This is a genomic window from Acinetobacter sp. G18 (genome assembly GCF_052660225.1).
The window spans coordinates 653,603-670,819 of the sequence record NZ_CP109658.1; the positions used below are offsets into that span (position 1 = coordinate 653,603).

Consider the following 17,217-nt stretch of genomic DNA (forward strand, 5'->3'; position numbering starts at 1 on the left):
TGGAATCAGCGTAAGCTGCCCATTCGGAATTTAACTTCTAAAAGATGATAGCCAAACTGGCTTTTAATAGGACCTTGCAACACGCGTTCAGCAGCTGTAAAGACAACTTTGTCGATAATAGGTACTAATTGACCCTTTTTAACTTCGCCAAGTTCACCGCCACGTTTAGCTGAATTGCAAGTGGAATATTGCTTGGCAAGTTTGGCAAAGTCTGCACCACTTTGTAGCTTCTTTTTTAGCTGTTCAGCTAAGTCTTTATCTTTGACTAAAATATGTCGGACAATTGCTGTTTGCATGTTGTCTTCCTCCAAAAAATTAAGGCTTTCTCAGCTTTTTAAGTGGTTGGCACTGTGGGCAAAATACACTGGCACGCTGCCCGAGTTTTAAGTTTTCTAATGTGGTTTCACAGTTAACACACATTTCTCCAGCACGACCATAAGCAAGAAGTGTTTGCTGGAAATAACCATTTTCACCCATTGCATTACTGTAATCGCGTAAAGTTGAGCCACCTAAATCAATTGCCGATTTCAAAATTCGTTTAATCTCGACAACGAGTTTTTCAATTTGTTGCATAGTCAAATCGCCAGCAGGCTGAGCTGGGTGAATGCCTACATTAAATAAGCTTTCTGTTGCATAGATATTGCCTACACCAACCACTACATGATTATCCATGAGTGCAATTTTTATGCCGACAGATTTATTCTTGAGCTTAGAAGCTAAATATTCTGCATGAAAATCAGTACTTAAAGGTTCTGGTCCCAAAGTATCTATGAGTTTGCCTTGAGTTTCAGGGTTAAGCCAAAGGATGCAACCGAAACGACGAGGGTCATGGTAACGTAATTGCTGATCTTCAAATTGAATAATCAGGTGGTCATGTTTTCTTAGTTCGTCATTTGGCTCGGTCAGACGAAAGCTTCCTGACATTCCCAAATGCCAAAGCATTTGATCTTGTTCAAACTCTGCCAGAATATATTTTGAACGTCGATTTAACCCAATGATACGTTGCCCAACAAGTTTTTGAATGTCGTCTGGTATAGGCCAGCGTAAGCTAGAGTTGCGGACTTCTACACTTTGAACTTTTTGATTCAATAAGGGAAATAAACTGGTTTTGGTAGTTTCTACTTCGGGTAACTCAGGCATGCCAACTCGCAGAATTAACAGATATACTGGATTAATCAAGTATAACGTGTGGTATGTAATATTTCAGAGAATACTATGTCAGATATTTTACCATTAAGCTGGTTTCAACGAGAAACTTCAGAAGTAGCTTATGATTTGATCGGCTGCGTATTGTGTAAGAGGCAGCCCGATGGTCAAGTCATTCGTTGCACAATTAGTGAAACAGAAGCTTATTTGGGCGTTCGAGATAAAGCTTGCCATAGTTACAATGATAAACGAACAGCTCGAACTGAGGTAATGTATGGCCATGGTGGTACGATTTACATCTACCTAATTTATGGCATGTATGAAATGCTTAATATTATTACTCAAACAGAAGGTGTGCCTGAGGGAGTAATGATTCGGTCTGTATTTTTAAGTAATGCTTCAACCAAAAAAGAATATAAGCTTTTAGCTGGACCGGGCAAACTGACGCGTTATTTGGGTATTGACCGTAGTTTAAAAGGTCAGACTTTAGGTAAAGAATCTGGACTATGGATTGAAGCAGCCACTACACAACCAAAAGTTGTTTTAACGCCACGTATTGGAATTGACTATGCTGAAGAGGCAAAAGACTGGTCTGAACGGTATTGCTGGAAAGATCATCCTTCGTTAAGTCGTTAATCCAAATTTAGAAATCAATTTTTAAATCGTAAAACGAGTGTTCCAGATTTACAACTATGTGGGTCGAATTCAATATCCAGATAAGACACCACTTTTTGTTATGATAACTACAATATAAATAAAGGAAATAAGCATGTCCTTATTACGCTTAGACCGACTTCATTACTGTATTTTGATGAGTATGGGCTGTATTTCTAGCTCACTTGTTTGGGCAGAAGACCTAAATTCAGACGTTGCCAAATTGCCTACTTTACATGTGGAAGCAACGCGTACCGATACCACTTACTTACAAACACCTGCTTCAGTTTTTCGAATAGATGCACCTCAAGCTGATAGCTCTTCACAAGTGAATTTAACTGAAGTTGTGAAAGGTATACCGAGCTTACAGATTCATAATCGTGAAAATTATGCGCAAGATTTGCAGCTATCTATGCGTGGTTTTGGCGCACGTTCTACTTTTGGTGTCCGAGGTATTCGTCTATATTTGGATGGTATTCCCGCAACAATGCCAGATGGGCAAGGCCAAACCTCTAATATTGATTTAAGTAGTCTAGACCATGTTGAAGTTCTAACGGGACCTTTTTCTTCACTTTATGGAAACTCATCGGGTGGGACAATTTTAACGTCTACTAAAGAAGGGCAAGGGAAAGACTCAATTGAGCTGAGCTATTCGGGTGGTAGTCACGATAAAAGCCGAGCGGGATTAGTGCTACAAGGTGGAGCAAAGGGTGCGAATGAACCAAGTTATGTTATTAGTTCATCATACTTCGACACTGATGGTTACCGAGAACATAGCGGTGCAGATAAAATCTTAAATAACGCCAAGCTCAGTTGGAATCTTGATGATGGTAGTAAAATCAACTGGGTGACTAACTATGTCAAAATTAATGCAGACGATCCGCAAGGCTTAACGCATGACCAGTGGAAAGCGAACCCAAAGCAACAAGTGCCTTTTTTAAAGCAATTTAATGTCCGTAAAGACATTGAGCAAACCCAAACAGGGGTGACTTGGTCTAAGCCAATTAATGATAAAAATGAACTCTATGCCATGGCATATTTAGGTAATCGACAAGTCACTCAATATCAATCTATACCTAAATCGACACAAGATGCCAGTATTAATCATGCCGGTGGCGTGATTGATTTCGAACGTAATTATTATGGTGCTGATTTCCGTTGGACAGGTAAAGAGTTACTTCCAAATACCACTGTAAGCCTCGGTGTTGCACTTGATGCGATGGATGAAGATCGTAAAGGGTATGAAAATTTTAACTTGGTAAACGGCCAACCTTCTTACGGTGTTAAAGGTAAATTACGTCGTGATGAAGATAATACTTTGTGGAATATCGATCCATATTTACAAGCTTCATGGCAGTTCTTACCAACATGGCGTTTAGACACAGGTATTCGCTACAGCAATGTGCATTACAAATCTAAAGATAACTATTTAAGTAATGGCGATGATAGTGGTAAGACTGATTACGATAAAGTTTTACCTTCTGCTGCTTTAAGCTGGCAAATTCTACCTGAGCTCATGGCATATGTAAGTTATGCCAAAGGTTTTGAAACACCAACCTTTACTGAAATGGCATATCAAACTGATACGACAAAGCCAGGTTTTAATTTTGACTTAAAACCATCGACCAGTGATACCTATGAAGCCGGTTTAAAATCACAAAACCAATTAGGTGATTTTACTTTGGCAGTTTTTCAAACTAAAACCAAAAATGACATTGTTTCAGCAGGAAGCTCAAACGGACGTTCAACCTTCCGTAACGCAGATAAAACTTTGCGTGAAGGAGTAGAGTTCGCATGGAACAAAAAGTTGTGGAGAGATTTAACAGCAACTGCAAGCTATGCCTATTTAGATGCAACTTTTGATGCTGATATTCCAGCTTTGGGAAATATTGCTCAAATTCCATCAGGTAATGCGATTCCGGGTATTGCTAAAAATCAGGCTTTTGTCTCTTTAGCTTGGCAACCGAGCCACGGCCTATATGGTGGTGTAGATGTACAGTATATGGACAAAGTATACGTGAATGATACCAACAGTGACGCAGCGCCGAGCTACAGTGTAACTTCAGCAAATATTGGTTATGCATGGGATCTTGGCGACTGGAAAGTCAAAAGCTTTGCTCGTGTAGATAACTTGTTTGATAAAAATTATGCAGGTTCAGTGATTGTGAATGACGGTAATGACCGTTACTTTGAACCTGCTGATGGGCGTAACTGGAGCGCAGGTTTACGTGTAATTAAACAATTCTAGGAATTTAAAATGGCAAAATTATTTGAAACGGTTAATTTTGATTCGCTACAACTGGTCAATAGAATTGTAATTGCCCCAATGTGCCAGTATTCGGCAACTGATGAAGGCGAAATTACCTATTGGCATGAACAGCAATGGGCAAATTATGCGTTGTCTGGGGCTGGTCTATGTATTGTGGAAGCTACTGCTGTACAAGCGGAAGGTCGAATTAGTTATGCAGACCTTGGACTTTGGAATGATCAGCAACGTGACCAGATCAAAACTTTATTAGGAAAAGTTAAAACACTTTCTCCTATGCCATTTGGAATTCAGTTAGCGCATGCTGGACGTAAAGCATCGACTGAAAAGCCTTGGTTAGGTAAAGGCCAAATTGCAAAAAATCAGCCACATGGCTGGCAAACAGTTGCTCCAAGTACAAGTACCTTTTCAGTTCACGATGCAGCTCCACATGCATTAACAATAGATGAAATTAAACAAGTTCAACAAGACTTTGCAGCTGCAGCAAAACGTGCAGTTGAAGCGGGCTTTGAGCTAATCGAAGTACATGCGGCGCATGGCTACTTGTTGCATCAATTTTTATCTCCAATTGCTAATCAACGTACTGACGAATATGGCGGCTCTTTAGAAAACCGTATGCGTATGACGCTTGAAGTACTTCAGGCAATTAAACTTGCTGTTCCTGCAGGTTATCCTGTAGGGGTGCGTTTATCTGCAACTGACTGGATGGATGGTAACGAACAGTGGGACATTGAGTCTACGGTTGGTTTATCAAAAGCCTTAGAGCAGCTGGGAGCCGCTTATATCCATGTCTCTAGTGGTGGCTTACATGAACACCAAAATATTACCATCGGGGCAGGTTACCAAGTACCATTCGCGGAGCAGGTTAAAAAACATGTATCTATTCCTGTGATTGCGGTAGGTCTTATTACTGATCCACAGCATGCTGAACAAATTTTAGAAAACCAACAAGCTGATGCCATTGGTCTTGCACGTGCAATGTTATATGACCCACGTTGGCCATGGCATGCTGCAGCTACATTGGGGGCAAAAGTCAAAATTGCTCCTCAATATTTGCGTTGTCAACCACATGGCTTAAAACAGCTTTTTGATTCTTTTTAGTTTTTAAATATGCGGGCAAATTAAGATTTGCCCGTTTTTCTTTTGAAATGAGTGAGGGCATTGTTTGTGGTTTTTCAGGTAATCTTACCAATTTTGATTTTATTATTGATGGGGTACTGTAGTGTTCTCATTAAATTGGTGACACCTGAGCAAATTAAGGCTCTTAGCGCATTCGTTATTAAAATTGCGCTTCCTGCATTTTTAATCCAATCCTTAGCCAATAAAAATTTACAAGATATTTGGCACCCAGCTTATTTTATTGCTTACGGTGGTGGCTCTTTAATCTTATTTTTTCTGGCTTTTATCATTTATCGAAAATATTTTAAAAATAGCCTGACACATAGTGCAGTCATATCGATGGGCGCTTCTATGTCAAATACAGGTTTTATGGGTACTGCTATTTTGACTATGCTCATGGGTAGTCATGCTGCAATCTATATATCTTTAACTTTAATTATTGAAAACTTATTAATTGTCGCTTTAATGCTTATTTTGGCAGAAGCGGGATTACATCAACAGCAGCGGCTTTTGCCTTTACTGAAAAAAACATTCATAAACTTAATTAAAAATCCTGTAATTATTGCAATTTTGGTGGGGATGAGCTGTATCTTGCTAGGTATTCATCTGCCTTCAAAACTTGGGCAAGCTTTAGAACTTTTAGGAAGGACAGCTTCGCCTCTAGCACTATTTGCTATTGGCGGCAGCTTAGTTGGTATAGGTATTACCGCCGTGAATTTACAAAGTGTATTGTTGGCTGGGTTTAATGTCATTCTTATGCCAGTTGTGATTTTTGGGTTATTCCTTTTATTACCAAACGTCAGTCAAGAGATGTTATATGCTGGAACATTAATTGCGGCACTTCCAATGCCAATTGCTTTTGGTATTTTTGGGCAAGCATATGGTTTAAATGAAAGAGCATTAACACCTTTGATGATAAGTACCATTATTGGTTTTATTGGTGTAAGTGGGCTTATCGCTTTGTGGTGGTAAAAGATAAGCCCCATACGGGGCTGTTGTTTCTTTACTATTTTTTAGGTGCAGGCTGTGTAGGGGCGGCTGCAGCTTGTTTATTCTTCTCAGCAATAATCTTTTCGACTGAAGCTAAAGATTCTCTAGCATTAGGAACATTTTGGTTAGCAAGTTCAGTAAAAATCTGTTTTGCTTGAGGCAAGTTCTGAGGAATGATATTGCCATTTGCCATCATAGTCGCTAAAGCCATAGACGCTGGTGCATAACCTTTTTGTGCAATTGCTTGTAAAGCTTCAATGCCTTGGCGTTTCATTAGCGGGTTTTTATTTTCAACCCCTTGGCTAATATCATAAAGAGCTTTGACCTGAATAGCAGGGTAGTTTCCTTTTCGAATTAAAGGCGCTAGCTTTTGTAAAGCAATTTGATGAGACTGTGGCTTTTTCTGAGCAAATAAAATGGTCGCAATTTTTACCGTTGCATCATCAGAGCCTTGAGCTGATGCTTTTTGCACATATTGGCTAAATTTATTACTATCTTTTGCAACGCCTAATTCACCCGTTTCATAAATCTGTGCAAGTCTATAACTGGCCTGAGCATAACCTTTGTTTGAAGCGTCTTCATAATATTTTAGAGCTTTGGCATTATCTTTAGGGGTGCCTTGTCCCATTTGCGTCATATAACCTAAGTTATAGATCGCTTGAGCATTTCCTGTCTGTGCAAGGCGCTGCACTTCTTGGAAAGCAGCAGGATAATTTTTTGCCGCATACAATTGTTCAGCCTGTTTAAAGACATCATTTTTTGCCACAGATGCTGTAGTGTCTGCCGCAAAAATGGACGAACTTGAAATGGCGATTAGGCTGGCGATGAGTAATTTCTTCATTTCTTTTTAACCTTTTACTTCGTAGCTACATCATTCCGTCGATGTATTGAATCAACTCAACTTCTCATCATAAATAGTGATGCATGAAAGTAAACAGCCGATTTGTATATAAAACGATGTCTATAAAGCAAACTGTGGAGAAAAATAATATGCCACTCTACTTCTGAGAATGGCATATAGACTTATTTTACTGACTTAAGTAATGCTTCAATTTGTTTTGCATCACTTGGTACACCAGAGATTCTTTGCCCATCTTGCAAGAACAGGGTTGGTGTTCCATCGATATTTAATTTTTGGCCTAGAGCGATATTCTTTTGAATTGGACTTGAGCAACTTTTGCTATTAGTTGGCAATTTGCGGTTAAGCATATAACTGGTCCAAGCTTCAGACGGGTTCTTTGAACACCAGATCTGATTTGAAACTTTTTCAGCATTGGGGTGCAAACTGGTCAGCGGATATAAGAATACATATACCGTTACGTTATCAACCCCAACCATATTTTGTTCTAGACGCTGACAGTAAGGACAATCAGGGTCACTGAAAATATAAAGAGTACGTTCTCCTTTACCTTTTACATATTTAATCGCTTGGTTGAGAGGTAGGCTTTTAACATCAATTTTACCCAATTCGGCAATTCGTTCTTCTGTCATATTTTTTTGTTGTTTGATATCAACTAAATTGCCTACAAAAAAGTATTTAGCATCTTGATTGGTATAAACAATACGACCGCTTGTATACACTTCATAAATACCTTGCACAGGTGATTGATAAACACCTTTTACAGGTAAGTCTGGGTAATTTGTTTTCAGATTTTGTTCAAGTGTTTTGACATCAGCATGAGCAGAACCGAAAAAAGCCAGACTCAACATGAGTGTAGCAAGTTTAGTTTTCATATTTTTTCTCTTAGATTTCAATCTGGATTATGATGGCATAGAAAAATTAAAAAATTGATGCCCTAATTAAATGAATTTATTAGAATTTTGTATCTATAGAAAAGCCCGTAGGGTCATCCACGGGCTTTTTATTTGTTAAATCTGATTATTGTGGTCTAGCAACATCACCACTTAAAGCTTCCGGTAAATCGAGAACTTGAAGGCCGAGTTCAGCTAGAGCAGCTGGTTTTGCAACCACTAACGCAATATATCCGTCAGTGGTTGGGGTACTATTTACTACTTCAATATCGTTATTTAATTGAGTAGCTGGAGCAGGTGCTTCACCTGTACCTTGAACTAGATGCAACCAGTGTTTTGGTTTTGCTTTAAACCAAAGGCGCGCCACAATTTCCTGACCTAAGTAACAGCCTTTATCGTAATTGACGCCTTCACGTTGATGTAAACGTAATTCTTGTGGTTGGAACTCATGTTCGGTCGCTTGAGCAATCCATGCTTGACCTGTCATGATGGCTTGTTTTTGCCATTCGGAAATATCAGTTTCTGTAGAGCTGAACTCAGTGTGACCATTCACAACTTTTGGAAACACAACGCCTTGTTCACTTAAGGTCATTTTTGAAAATGCGCCATATTTTTTAATATGCTTAGCAAACTCTTCAGCTTGATCTTGAGTAACAACAATCTCAAAACTTTCAGCGTTAATCTTTTTCAACCATAGGCCAAAATGAATACGGCCTTTAAGATCACAAATGGCTGTATAGCGTGTTTCATTTTCAGCTAAACGCTCAGTATCGACAGTCACTTGGCCTTGTAAAAACTTCTGTGCATCTACACCGTTTAATGCATATGAGGAGAAAGCGAGCAGACTCATGATTAATCTCAAATTCAATATGTTTCTTTATGATTGCTGACTATTTTGCTCCATTTTTATCAAAAAATCAGCCTTAGTTTTCGTAATTTAGTTTTGTCAGAAACTGGTTATATAAATGGAAAAAAACACCAAAAATATACGTTAAATGAAATTCTAGGGTTTAAGCTACTACACATAATTTCTATAACCTAAATGGACTTAAAATAAGGAGAACATAATGGCAACAGGTACAGTAAAATTACATCGCGTATTTAAAGCACCCGCTGAACGGGTTTATCGTGCTTTTCTCGATCCAGATGCTTTAGTTAAGTGGATGGCACCTCACGGTTTTACTGCGAAGGTTCATAGTTTTGATGCAAAAGTGGGTGGCTCATATAAAATGAGTTTTACCAACTTTTCAACAGGTTCAACACATTCATTTGGGGGAACTTATGTTGAACTCGTTCCAAATGAATTAATTCGTTATAACGACCAATTTGATGACTCAAATTTACCTGGTACGATGCAGGTCACTATTACATTAAAAACTGTATTGGTAGGCACAGAAATTCACATTACCCAAGAAGGCATACCAGAAGTTATTCCTGTGGAAGCATGTTATTTAGGTTGGCAAGAATCTTTATCTTTATTGAAGTTGTTGGTGGAAGCCGAGATCCCAGATCAGTAATCGCCTTTTAAAATTTTAAATATTAAATAAGAAAAGAGTGAGTAGAGAGGCTACTCACTCTTTTCTTTTTAAGTACATTAAAAGAGAACAAAATATTAAATCTGTTTATAAAGCCTAAACAATGAGGCGTTCTAGTGAGAAAAAGAGATGAACATACAAATTAAAAGAATTTATGAACAAGCAAGTACCGAGGATGGAAAACGAATATTAGTTGATCGGCTATGGAGCCGAGGGATAAGTAAAGAAAATGCTCATTTGGATTTATGGTTAAAAGAAATAGCTCCCTCAACTGAGCTACGTAAGTGGTTTCATGCAGAGTCTGCAGTACACTGGGATGAGTTTAAACAGCGTTATTTAAAAGAACTAAGAAGCAACCCAGCAGTTAAAGAGTTACAAGACCTTGTGTCACATCATAAAGTCACGCTTTTATATTCGGCAAAAGATGTGGAGCATAACCATGCGATTATTTTAAGAGACTATTTATTAGAGGAAGAGAAGAAATGAATATATAAATTTTTTTTTGGTAAAAGTCTTTTATTTAAAACTTTAAAAAATGAGTCATATCTCGCATAATATACTTTTTGAGATTTTTTTATGTCTTTGCCAAATTGCCCAAAATGCCAATCAGAATATACCTATCAAGACGGCGACTTATTAATTTGTCCTGAATGCTCACATGAGTGGAAGGAAGGGGAAGCTTCAATTGCTGATGAACAAGAAGTGATTAAAGATGCAAATGGTAATGTCTTGGCAGATGGTGATAGTGTCACTGTGATAAAAGACTTAAAAATTAAAGGTTCATCTTCGGTTGTTAAAGTGGGAACAAAAGTAAAAACAATTCGTTTAGTTCCAGATGCAAGTGATGGCCATAATATTGATTGCAAAATTGATGGTATTGGTCAGATGAAATTAAAATCTGAATTTGTAAAAAAAGCTTAATTTGTTAATTTTAATTACATTTTGGTAGGGGCGCTCATCTAGCCTCTACCTTTTTAACTTTCAACATCCTTATAATTTTATTACGATAATGTATAAAAAGTAGTCTATCCAAAATTACACACCTCATTTATATTGTCATCAATAACAAATAACTTTCGTCCAGAATAATAACGAAAGTCATACCCACATCAACAAAAAAACGAGGTTCTTATGGCAGGATGGTACGAGATTTCACAAGCGAGTGATGGACAATATCGCTTTGTACTCAAGGCTGGTAATGGCGAAATTATTTTAAATAGTGAGCTATATAAAGCGAAAGCATCAGCAGTCAATGGTATTGAGTCAGTTCAAAAAAATAGTGGTGACGATGGGCGATATGACCGTTTAACTGCAAAGAATGGGAAACCTTACTTCAATTTAAAAGCAGCCAATCATCAAATTATTGGTACAAGTCAGTTCTACGCGAGCGAAGCATCACGTGACAAAGGAATTGAATCGGTTAAAACCAATGGATCTTCGACAACCATTAAAGATTTAACAGTTTAGATTAGACGTAAATTTTATAAGATAATAAAAAAACTGCTTCATTTAAGAGGCAGTTTTTTATTTGAGGACGATAGGACAAAATTTAATATTATGGGGCAGCATGAATGCCGCCCGTATGGCTGCGGTAACATGGACGTACCGTCAGTCATACAAATGGTTGTTACTTTTGCCGAAACAAAAGTAAGGTTTTGCCTATATAAATAACATTTGTATGCCACTACCATTGGGGGCAATGACATAAATGTAATTAACGCGCTAACTTAGCTACAAGTTCTTCTTTAGTTAAATTGCTCGCTTCAGCATCGCGGCGACCTTTATATTCAAACATACCAGCATCAAGACCTTTTTCACCAATCACGATGCGGTGTGGAATACCCATTAACTCAAGGTCAGAGAATTTAACGCCTGGACGTTCGTTACGGTCATCAAGTAATACGTCAAAACCTTGAGCTTGAAGTTCTGCATAAAGTGCTTCAGCTGCTTCAAGAGTACGAGGTGATTTATGTGCATTCATTGGAACAATTGCGATTTCAAAAGGAGCAATCGCTTGTGGCCAAATAATACCTTTGTCATCGTAGTTTTGTTCAATTGCAGCTGCAACTACACGTGTTACACCAATACCGTAACAACCCATTGTTACTGTAAATGGCTTACCATCTTCACCTAAAACTTTACAACCTAAAGCTTCAGAGTACTTAGTACCAAGCTGGAAAATATGACCTACTTCAATACCGCGTTTAATTTGGATCGTGCCTTTACCATCTGGAGATGGGTCGCCTTCAACCACATTACGTAAATCAAAGACTTCAGTGATTTGCGCATCACGTTCCCAGTTTACGCCCACAGCGTGTTTGTCAGCTTCATTTGCACCAGCAACGAAGTCAGAAAGAACAGATGCAGCGCGATCAACAATAACAGTTAAGCCTTTTTCAACTAAACCTTGTGGACCTGTAAAGCCAGCCGTTAAACCAAATGCTTGAAGTTGCTCTTCAGTTGCAAACGTAAGAGGGACACCAACTAAAGGATGTTTCTCAGCTTTAATTTCATTCAGTTCGTGATCGCCACGTAAGAATAGGGCAACTACAGGAACATTGCCTTTTTCATCAGCAACACCTTGAACCAATAATGCTTTAACAGATTGTTTCGGATCAGCATTTAGAAATTGGCAAACATCATCAATTGTTTTTTGATTTGGTGTTTCAACCAATTTAAATTCTTGTGCAGGTGCAGCACGTTCACCAACTAAAACTGCCTCAGCCATTTCAACGTTTGCTGCATAATCAGATTCAGTTGAAAATGCGATGTCATCTTCACCACTTGAAGCCAATACATGGAATTCATGTGAAGCTGAACCACCAATTGAACCTGTATCAGCTTGAACTGGACGGAAGTCTAAACCTAAGCGAGTAAAGATACGGCTATAAGTGTCGTACATCACGTCATAAGTTTCTTGTAATGATTCTTGAGTTGCATGGAAAGAATAAGCATCTTTCATAATGAACTCGCGTGAACGCATTACACCAAAACGTGGACGAATTTCATCACGGAATTTGGTTTGAATTTGATAGAAATTTACAGGAAGCTGTTTATAACTTTTTAGCTCGTTACGTGCTAAATCGGTAATTACTTCTTCATGTGTAGGACCAAGCACAAACGGGTTGTCGTGACGATCTTTGAAGCGTAATAATTCAGGGCCGTATTGTTCATAACGACCTGATTCTTCCCACAAGCTTGCGGGTTGGGTCACGGGCATGAACACTTCCATAGCACCTGAACGATTCATTTCTTCACGAACAATCGCATCAACTTTTTTAAGCACACGTGTTCCCATCGGCAGCCATGTATATAAACCTGATGCCAATTTACGAATCATCCCCGCACGTAACATGAGCTGATGTGAAATCACTTCAGCATCGTTTGGGGTTTCTCTCAACGTTGCAAATAAAAAGCGGCTTGCGCGCATGGAAAAAGTCCTAAAAAAAGTTAAGCGTTATAAAAACGCAGATTATACGATAGTCGCTGCATTATGACATGAATCGTCGAGTTTGACGCAGCAGAAAGTTTTTCAAGTCATCCAGATAAGTGAAAATGACTGGTACAACTACTAGTGTCAACAGGGTAGAGGTGATTACTCCACCAATAACAGCATGAGCCATTGGTGCACTTTGCTCTCCACCTTCACCCAAGCCTAGAGCTAATGGAACCATACCCATGACCATAGCACTTGTAGTCATTAAGATTGGGCGTAAACGGGTTTTACCCGCTTGTAAAATAGCATCATAACGACTTTCCCCATGTTCCATGGACTTTTTAATAAAGTCGATAAGTAAAATCGCGTTTTTGGTTACCAGCCCCATGAGCATAATGATGCCAATAATCGAAAATAGATTTAGGGTACTTCTAAACAAGAAGAGGGCAAGAAATACCCCAATCAATGACAGCGGTAAAGATGCCATAATCGCAGCTGGGTGAATAAAACTATTAAACTGAGAACCCAACACAATATAAATAAATACGATGGAAAGCGTAATAGCAGTTAATGCATAACCTGCAGACTCGGCCATGTCGGCATTAGCCCCTTGGGTATTGAAGGTATAACCAGCAGGCAACTTAAATGCTTTTTGCATTTTATCAATATCTTTACCGATATCTCCACTTGGGCGTCCAGATGTATTAGCTTGAATGAGTACTTCACGTTCAAGATCGCGTCGATTAATTTGTGACGCGCCGAGTTTTTCCTCAGTTGTTGCTACCGCACTCAATGGAACTAATATTGGTTGTCCATTTGCACCAGTTTTGTTTGAGTTGAGATATAGATTTTGAACGTCCTGAGGAAGCATGCGTTTGTCTTCATTTAACCGAATATTAACGTCATAGGTTTCGCCGTCACGGTCTTCCCACGTTGTGACATTATCGCCTGCAATTAAGGGACGGATTGCATTGGCAACTTGGGAAACAGACAAGCCTAAGTCACTTGCCAATACACGATTAATATGAACACCTAAAGTTGGTTTTGGCTCTTTTAAAGAGCTTTCTAAATCGACTACACCTTTAATTTTGCCCATTTCAGTCATAAACCGATTTGAAATTTTTTGCAGCTCATTTAGGTCAGTTCCCTTAATGGAAATCATGATAGGTTTTTGACCACCAGAAACTGAATCTTGAGCAGCAGCAACGGAAGTAACATGAATACCCGCTACGGTTTGCAAACGATCACGGAACTCATTGTTGAGCGTTGCTAAGTCTGAACTACGTTCTTGTTTTGGTTTTAAAGTCACTCCTAAACCCGCATGGTTTTTCCCAGAGTTTATTGTGCTATTTACAACCCCGTAGGTAGAAACAACATCAGGGAATTGCCTAATAATTTGATCGACTTGATGTAGTTTGGCTTGGGTATATTCCAAAGAGGAATCGACAGGAGTCTCGAACTGAATACGAATTTCGCCTTTATCTGGGACTGGTACAAATTCGGTTCCAATAAGCTTTGATAAACCTAAGGCAGCGAATAGTGAAGCAATCGCAATAATGACTGTAATAAAACGAAAGCGCAGAGCAAGCTTCAACAACTTTTCATAAATATGGGTAAGGCCATCTAATAATTTAGAAATACGATTAAAGAAACGTTGTAGTCGACTTTCTTTTTTCTTTACTGGGTCTTTCCAATGTGCTGAAAGCATTGGGTCGAGTGTAAAACTGATAAACATGGAAATAAGAACAGCTGTACTTACAGTTACCCCAAACTGGTAGAAGAAACGGCCAATTAATCCCCCCATGAAAGCAACAGGTAAAAATACTGCCACAATGGTAAGTGTGGTTGCGAGTACGGCTAAACCAATTTCTTTGGTGCCATCTAAAGCCGCGGTGACATGGTCTTTGCCAAGCTCAGTATGTCTAACTATGTTTTCTCGAACTACAATCGCGTCATCAATTAACAGACCAATACTCAGTGACAGGGCTAACAGCGTCATCATGTTAATACTGAAACCAAAAGCCCAAATGAAGGTTAATGTTCCCAGTAGGGTAATCGGTAAAGTTAAACCTGTAATGACGGTAGAACGGAAAGAACCCAAAAAGAGTAAAACAATTAAAACTGCTAAGCCTGCCCCTTCAAGAATGGTACGAACTACATCTTTAATTGAAGCGCGAATACCTTTGGAGCTGTCTGCCACGACTTTATAATTTAAACCCGCAGGCATTTGAGCTTTTAGCTTCTCTAACGTTTGGTAAGTTTTATCGACGACTTGAATTACATTAGCATCGGAACTTTTTAAAATGTCGACTGAGACAGCCGTTCTTCCGTTATAAAAAGCACTGGATTGCAGTTCTGCTTGAGTATCTTCAATAGTTGCCACTTGTTTTAGAAAAATAGGGGAACCATTTTTATTGGCAATAACCAAATCACCAAAACCAAAAGGATGAATAACTTTTGATTGAATCTGTACAACGAGTTCAGAATTCTTTTGCTGTAAAGTTCCCGCAGGGACTTCTATATTTTCATTTTTTAGCGTGTTAATAACCTGATCAATGCCAATACCGTAGCTTTGCAATTGTTCAGGATGGATTTTTATACGAATTTGACGTTTAGCATCGCCAAGTAGATTGACATTACCTACACCAGAAACGGTTTTAAGCTGAGGCACAATTTTTTTGTCTACGTATGAACTTAATTGAGCCAAGCTCATCGTATTCGACTCAAACACCACCGACATAATTGGGCTAGATGAAGGATCGTATCGTTGCACAATCGGCGTATCAATTTCATCACGAAATTGAGCGATAACTGGAGCAATTTTGTCGCGCACATCTTGTGCTGCAATTGCAGAAGAGGTATCAAGATTAAACTCGGCAATCACCATCGATGACCCTTCACTTGAACGTGAAGTAATTTGTTTAATGCCTGAAATCGTATTGATTTGGTCTTCGAGTTTTTTTGTAATATCCGACTCAACCGCTTCAGGTGAGGCACCAGCATATTGTGTGGTAACCACTACAAATGGGAAATCTACATTAGGAAACTCTTCAACCGTCATGCGTTTCCAAGAGGCTAACCCGAGTACCATTAAGCACAGCATCATCATAATGGTAAAAACGGGGTACTTCACACTGATTCGGGTAAACCACATAAGCTATTTGCTACCTTATTTATTTTTTTCGGCTGTAAGCGTTACTTTTTTATTAATGTCTGAGTCTTCAAACTGGATACGACTTACCTGATCTGTACTTTGTAAACCTTGTACCAACGCGATGTTTTCGTTGTAACGTTGCTCAACTACGTGAATTTTGACCTTTTGAATGGTTTGATTGCGTATTACCCATACGAAAGGATCTTGTTGCAGGTTTTGAATACTATCTAAAGGAATGGTTTGTCCTTGATTGCGATCATTTTGCAAAATAATGCCATTAATAAATGCGCCGATACTGAGTGAATCAATTGCTTCTTTAGGGCTCGCAAAGAATTCAATTTGTCGACTATCTTGGTCCGCTACAGGTGAGACCCGAGTCAGTATTGCGTGTAATTTTTTTGAATTTCCCTGAATCTGATATTGAATAGAGCTACCCACTTTTAGTGCAGATTGTTGCTCAATAGGCAACTTTGCTTGTATTTCTAATTCATCAGGATTAACGATTTCAAATAGTGTTTGTCCAACTGATACAGTTTGTCCCGGTTCAACTTGTCGTTTAGTAATAACACCTGAAATAGGGCTGGTAATAATGCCATCCTGATCCGCTTTTTTAGCAATATCGACATTGGCTTGTTGAGCTCGAACACTTTCAAGTTGACCCTTATAATCCATCTGACTCTGTTCAAAATCCACACGGGCAATAAAGCCTTGATTGAGTAATCTTTGTTTTCGATTCATCAAATTACGTGAAAGCTCTGCTTGTGCCTGAGCAGAAGCAAGATTAGCTTCTGCTTGAGCTAAACGCGCAGCATTATCTTGATTATTCAACCTGACTAATACTTGGCCTTTTTGTACTTTTTGACCTACATTTGCATTAACGGATGTTGCTGTCGCACTGACTTGAGCTTGAATAGAACTTTGTTGTACTGCACGAATAGTTCCTGTAAAAGACGTCTGAGTAGCTACAGAGCCTTCTTTTACAGTAATTAAATCTTGAGGAATAAGTTCAATTTTTTTAGGTTCAGATGCTGTTGTTTTTGGTGCTTCTTGCTGATGACATGCAGCTAAAATCAAACTCAGGCTAATTAAGCTTAATTTAAAAAAAGTAGAAGGGGTAAGATGCGTTGTGCGCATACAGCATCATCCTGTAGTTCAAATTTTATTT

Annotated in this window: 16 protein-coding genes; 8 read left to right on the forward strand and 8 right to left on the reverse strand. The window is 38.7% G+C overall.

Going from position 1 to position 17,217, the window contains the following annotated elements; translation table 11 throughout:
- Positions 1-5: 5 nt before the first annotated feature.
- On the reverse strand, positions 6-296 hold the full coding sequence (locus NE363_RS03180) for a peptidylprolyl isomerase (protein ID WP_262457667.1): 291 nt from the start codon (positions 294-296) through the stop codon (positions 6-8).
- A gap of 19 nt (positions 297-315) precedes the next feature.
- On the reverse strand, positions 316-1,140 hold the full coding sequence (mutM, locus tag NE363_RS03185) for a bifunctional DNA-formamidopyrimidine glycosylase/DNA-(apurinic or apyrimidinic site) lyase (protein WP_151684148.1): 825 nt from the start codon (positions 1,138-1,140) through the stop codon (positions 316-318).
- Between the two features lie 75 nt (positions 1,141-1,215).
- Between mutM and NE363_RS03190 the strand changes: the two genes are divergently transcribed.
- The 4 genes from NE363_RS03190 (at position 1,216) to NE363_RS03205 (ending at position 6,157) form a co-directional block, all read left to right on the forward strand.
- Positions 1,216-1,782, forward strand: a complete 567-nt coding sequence (locus tag NE363_RS03190; protein ID WP_151684150.1) for a DNA-3-methyladenine glycosylase — start codon at positions 1,216-1,218, stop codon at positions 1,780-1,782.
- A 133-nt stretch (positions 1,783-1,915) separates the two neighbouring features.
- On the forward strand, positions 1,916-4,048 hold the full coding sequence (locus NE363_RS03195) for a TonB-dependent receptor family protein (RefSeq protein ID WP_445535808.1): 2,133 nt from the start codon (positions 1,916-1,918) through the stop codon (positions 4,046-4,048).
- A gap of 9 nt (positions 4,049-4,057) precedes the next feature.
- The gene (locus tag NE363_RS03200; RefSeq protein ID WP_445535809.1) at positions 4,058-5,167 is read left to right on the forward strand and encodes an NADH:flavin oxidoreductase/NADH oxidase; all 1,110 of its coding nucleotides are present in this window, start codon (positions 4,058-4,060) and stop codon (positions 5,165-5,167) included.
- A 66-nt stretch (positions 5,168-5,233) separates the two neighbouring features.
- Positions 5,234-6,157: an AEC family transporter gene (locus NE363_RS03205; RefSeq protein WP_023188155.1), complete on the forward strand. Its 924-nt coding sequence runs from the start codon at positions 5,234-5,236 to the stop codon at positions 6,155-6,157.
- 34 nt (positions 6,158-6,191) lie between these two features.
- Here NE363_RS03205 and NE363_RS03210 read toward each other — a convergent pair whose 3' ends face one another.
- The 3 genes from NE363_RS03210 to ygfZ all read right to left on the reverse strand — a co-directional run bounded on the left by NE363_RS03210 (position 6,192) and on the right by ygfZ (position 8,777).
- Positions 6,192-7,016: a tetratricopeptide repeat protein gene (locus NE363_RS03210; protein WP_002051569.1), complete on the reverse strand. Its 825-nt coding sequence runs from the start codon at positions 7,014-7,016 to the stop codon at positions 6,192-6,194.
- A gap of 182 nt (positions 7,017-7,198) precedes the next feature.
- Positions 7,199-7,909 carry a DsbC family protein gene (locus tag NE363_RS03215; RefSeq protein WP_004712069.1) on the reverse strand — a complete coding sequence of 237 codons (711 nt, stop codon included), beginning with the start codon at positions 7,907-7,909 and terminating at the stop codon, positions 7,199-7,201.
- Positions 7,910-8,054: 145 nt separating this feature from the next.
- Entirely contained in the window at positions 8,055-8,777 is a 723-nt protein-coding gene (gene ygfZ, locus NE363_RS03220) for a CAF17-like 4Fe-4S cluster assembly/insertion protein YgfZ (RefSeq protein ID WP_004885360.1), read from the reverse strand.
- A gap of 214 nt (positions 8,778-8,991) precedes the next feature.
- Between ygfZ and NE363_RS03225 the strand changes: the two genes are divergently transcribed.
- The 4 genes from NE363_RS03225 (at position 8,992) to NE363_RS03240 (ending at position 10,929) form a co-directional block, all read left to right on the forward strand.
- Positions 8,992-9,444, forward strand: coding sequence for an SRPBCC family protein (locus tag NE363_RS03225; RefSeq protein WP_079377340.1), 453 nt, complete (start codon positions 8,992-8,994; stop codon positions 9,442-9,444).
- Between the two features lie 147 nt (positions 9,445-9,591).
- On the forward strand, positions 9,592-9,948 hold the full coding sequence (locus NE363_RS03230; RefSeq protein ID WP_445535810.1) for a DUF488 domain-containing protein: 357 nt from the start codon (positions 9,592-9,594) through the stop codon (positions 9,946-9,948).
- Between the two features lie 90 nt (positions 9,949-10,038).
- Positions 10,039-10,383, forward strand: a complete 345-nt coding sequence (locus NE363_RS03235) for a zinc ribbon domain-containing protein YjdM (RefSeq protein WP_019457546.1) — start codon at positions 10,039-10,041, stop codon at positions 10,381-10,383.
- Positions 10,384-10,593: 210 nt separating this feature from the next.
- Positions 10,594-10,929 (forward strand): YegP family protein, encoded by a 336-nt coding sequence (locus tag NE363_RS03240; protein ID WP_004705768.1) that lies wholly within the window; start codon positions 10,594-10,596, stop codon positions 10,927-10,929.
- 247 nt (positions 10,930-11,176) lie between these two features.
- On the opposite strand, the gene NE363_RS03245 is transcribed toward NE363_RS03240, so the two are convergent.
- From NE363_RS03245 to NE363_RS03255, 3 genes are all read right to left on the reverse strand, one after another.
- Complete coding sequence (locus NE363_RS03245) at positions 11,177-12,892, reverse strand: proline--tRNA ligase (RefSeq protein WP_445535811.1); 1,716 nt, start codon at positions 12,890-12,892, stop codon at positions 11,177-11,179.
- Between the two features lie 61 nt (positions 12,893-12,953).
- Positions 12,954-16,052: an efflux RND transporter permease subunit gene (locus tag NE363_RS03250; RefSeq protein ID WP_445535812.1), complete on the reverse strand. Its 3,099-nt coding sequence runs from the start codon at positions 16,050-16,052 to the stop codon at positions 12,954-12,956.
- Positions 16,053-16,067: 15 nt separating this feature from the next.
- On the reverse strand, positions 16,068-17,186 hold the full coding sequence (locus NE363_RS03255) for an efflux RND transporter periplasmic adaptor subunit (protein WP_445535813.1): 1,119 nt from the start codon (positions 17,184-17,186) through the stop codon (positions 16,068-16,070).
- Positions 17,187-17,217: the final 31 nt, after the last annotated feature.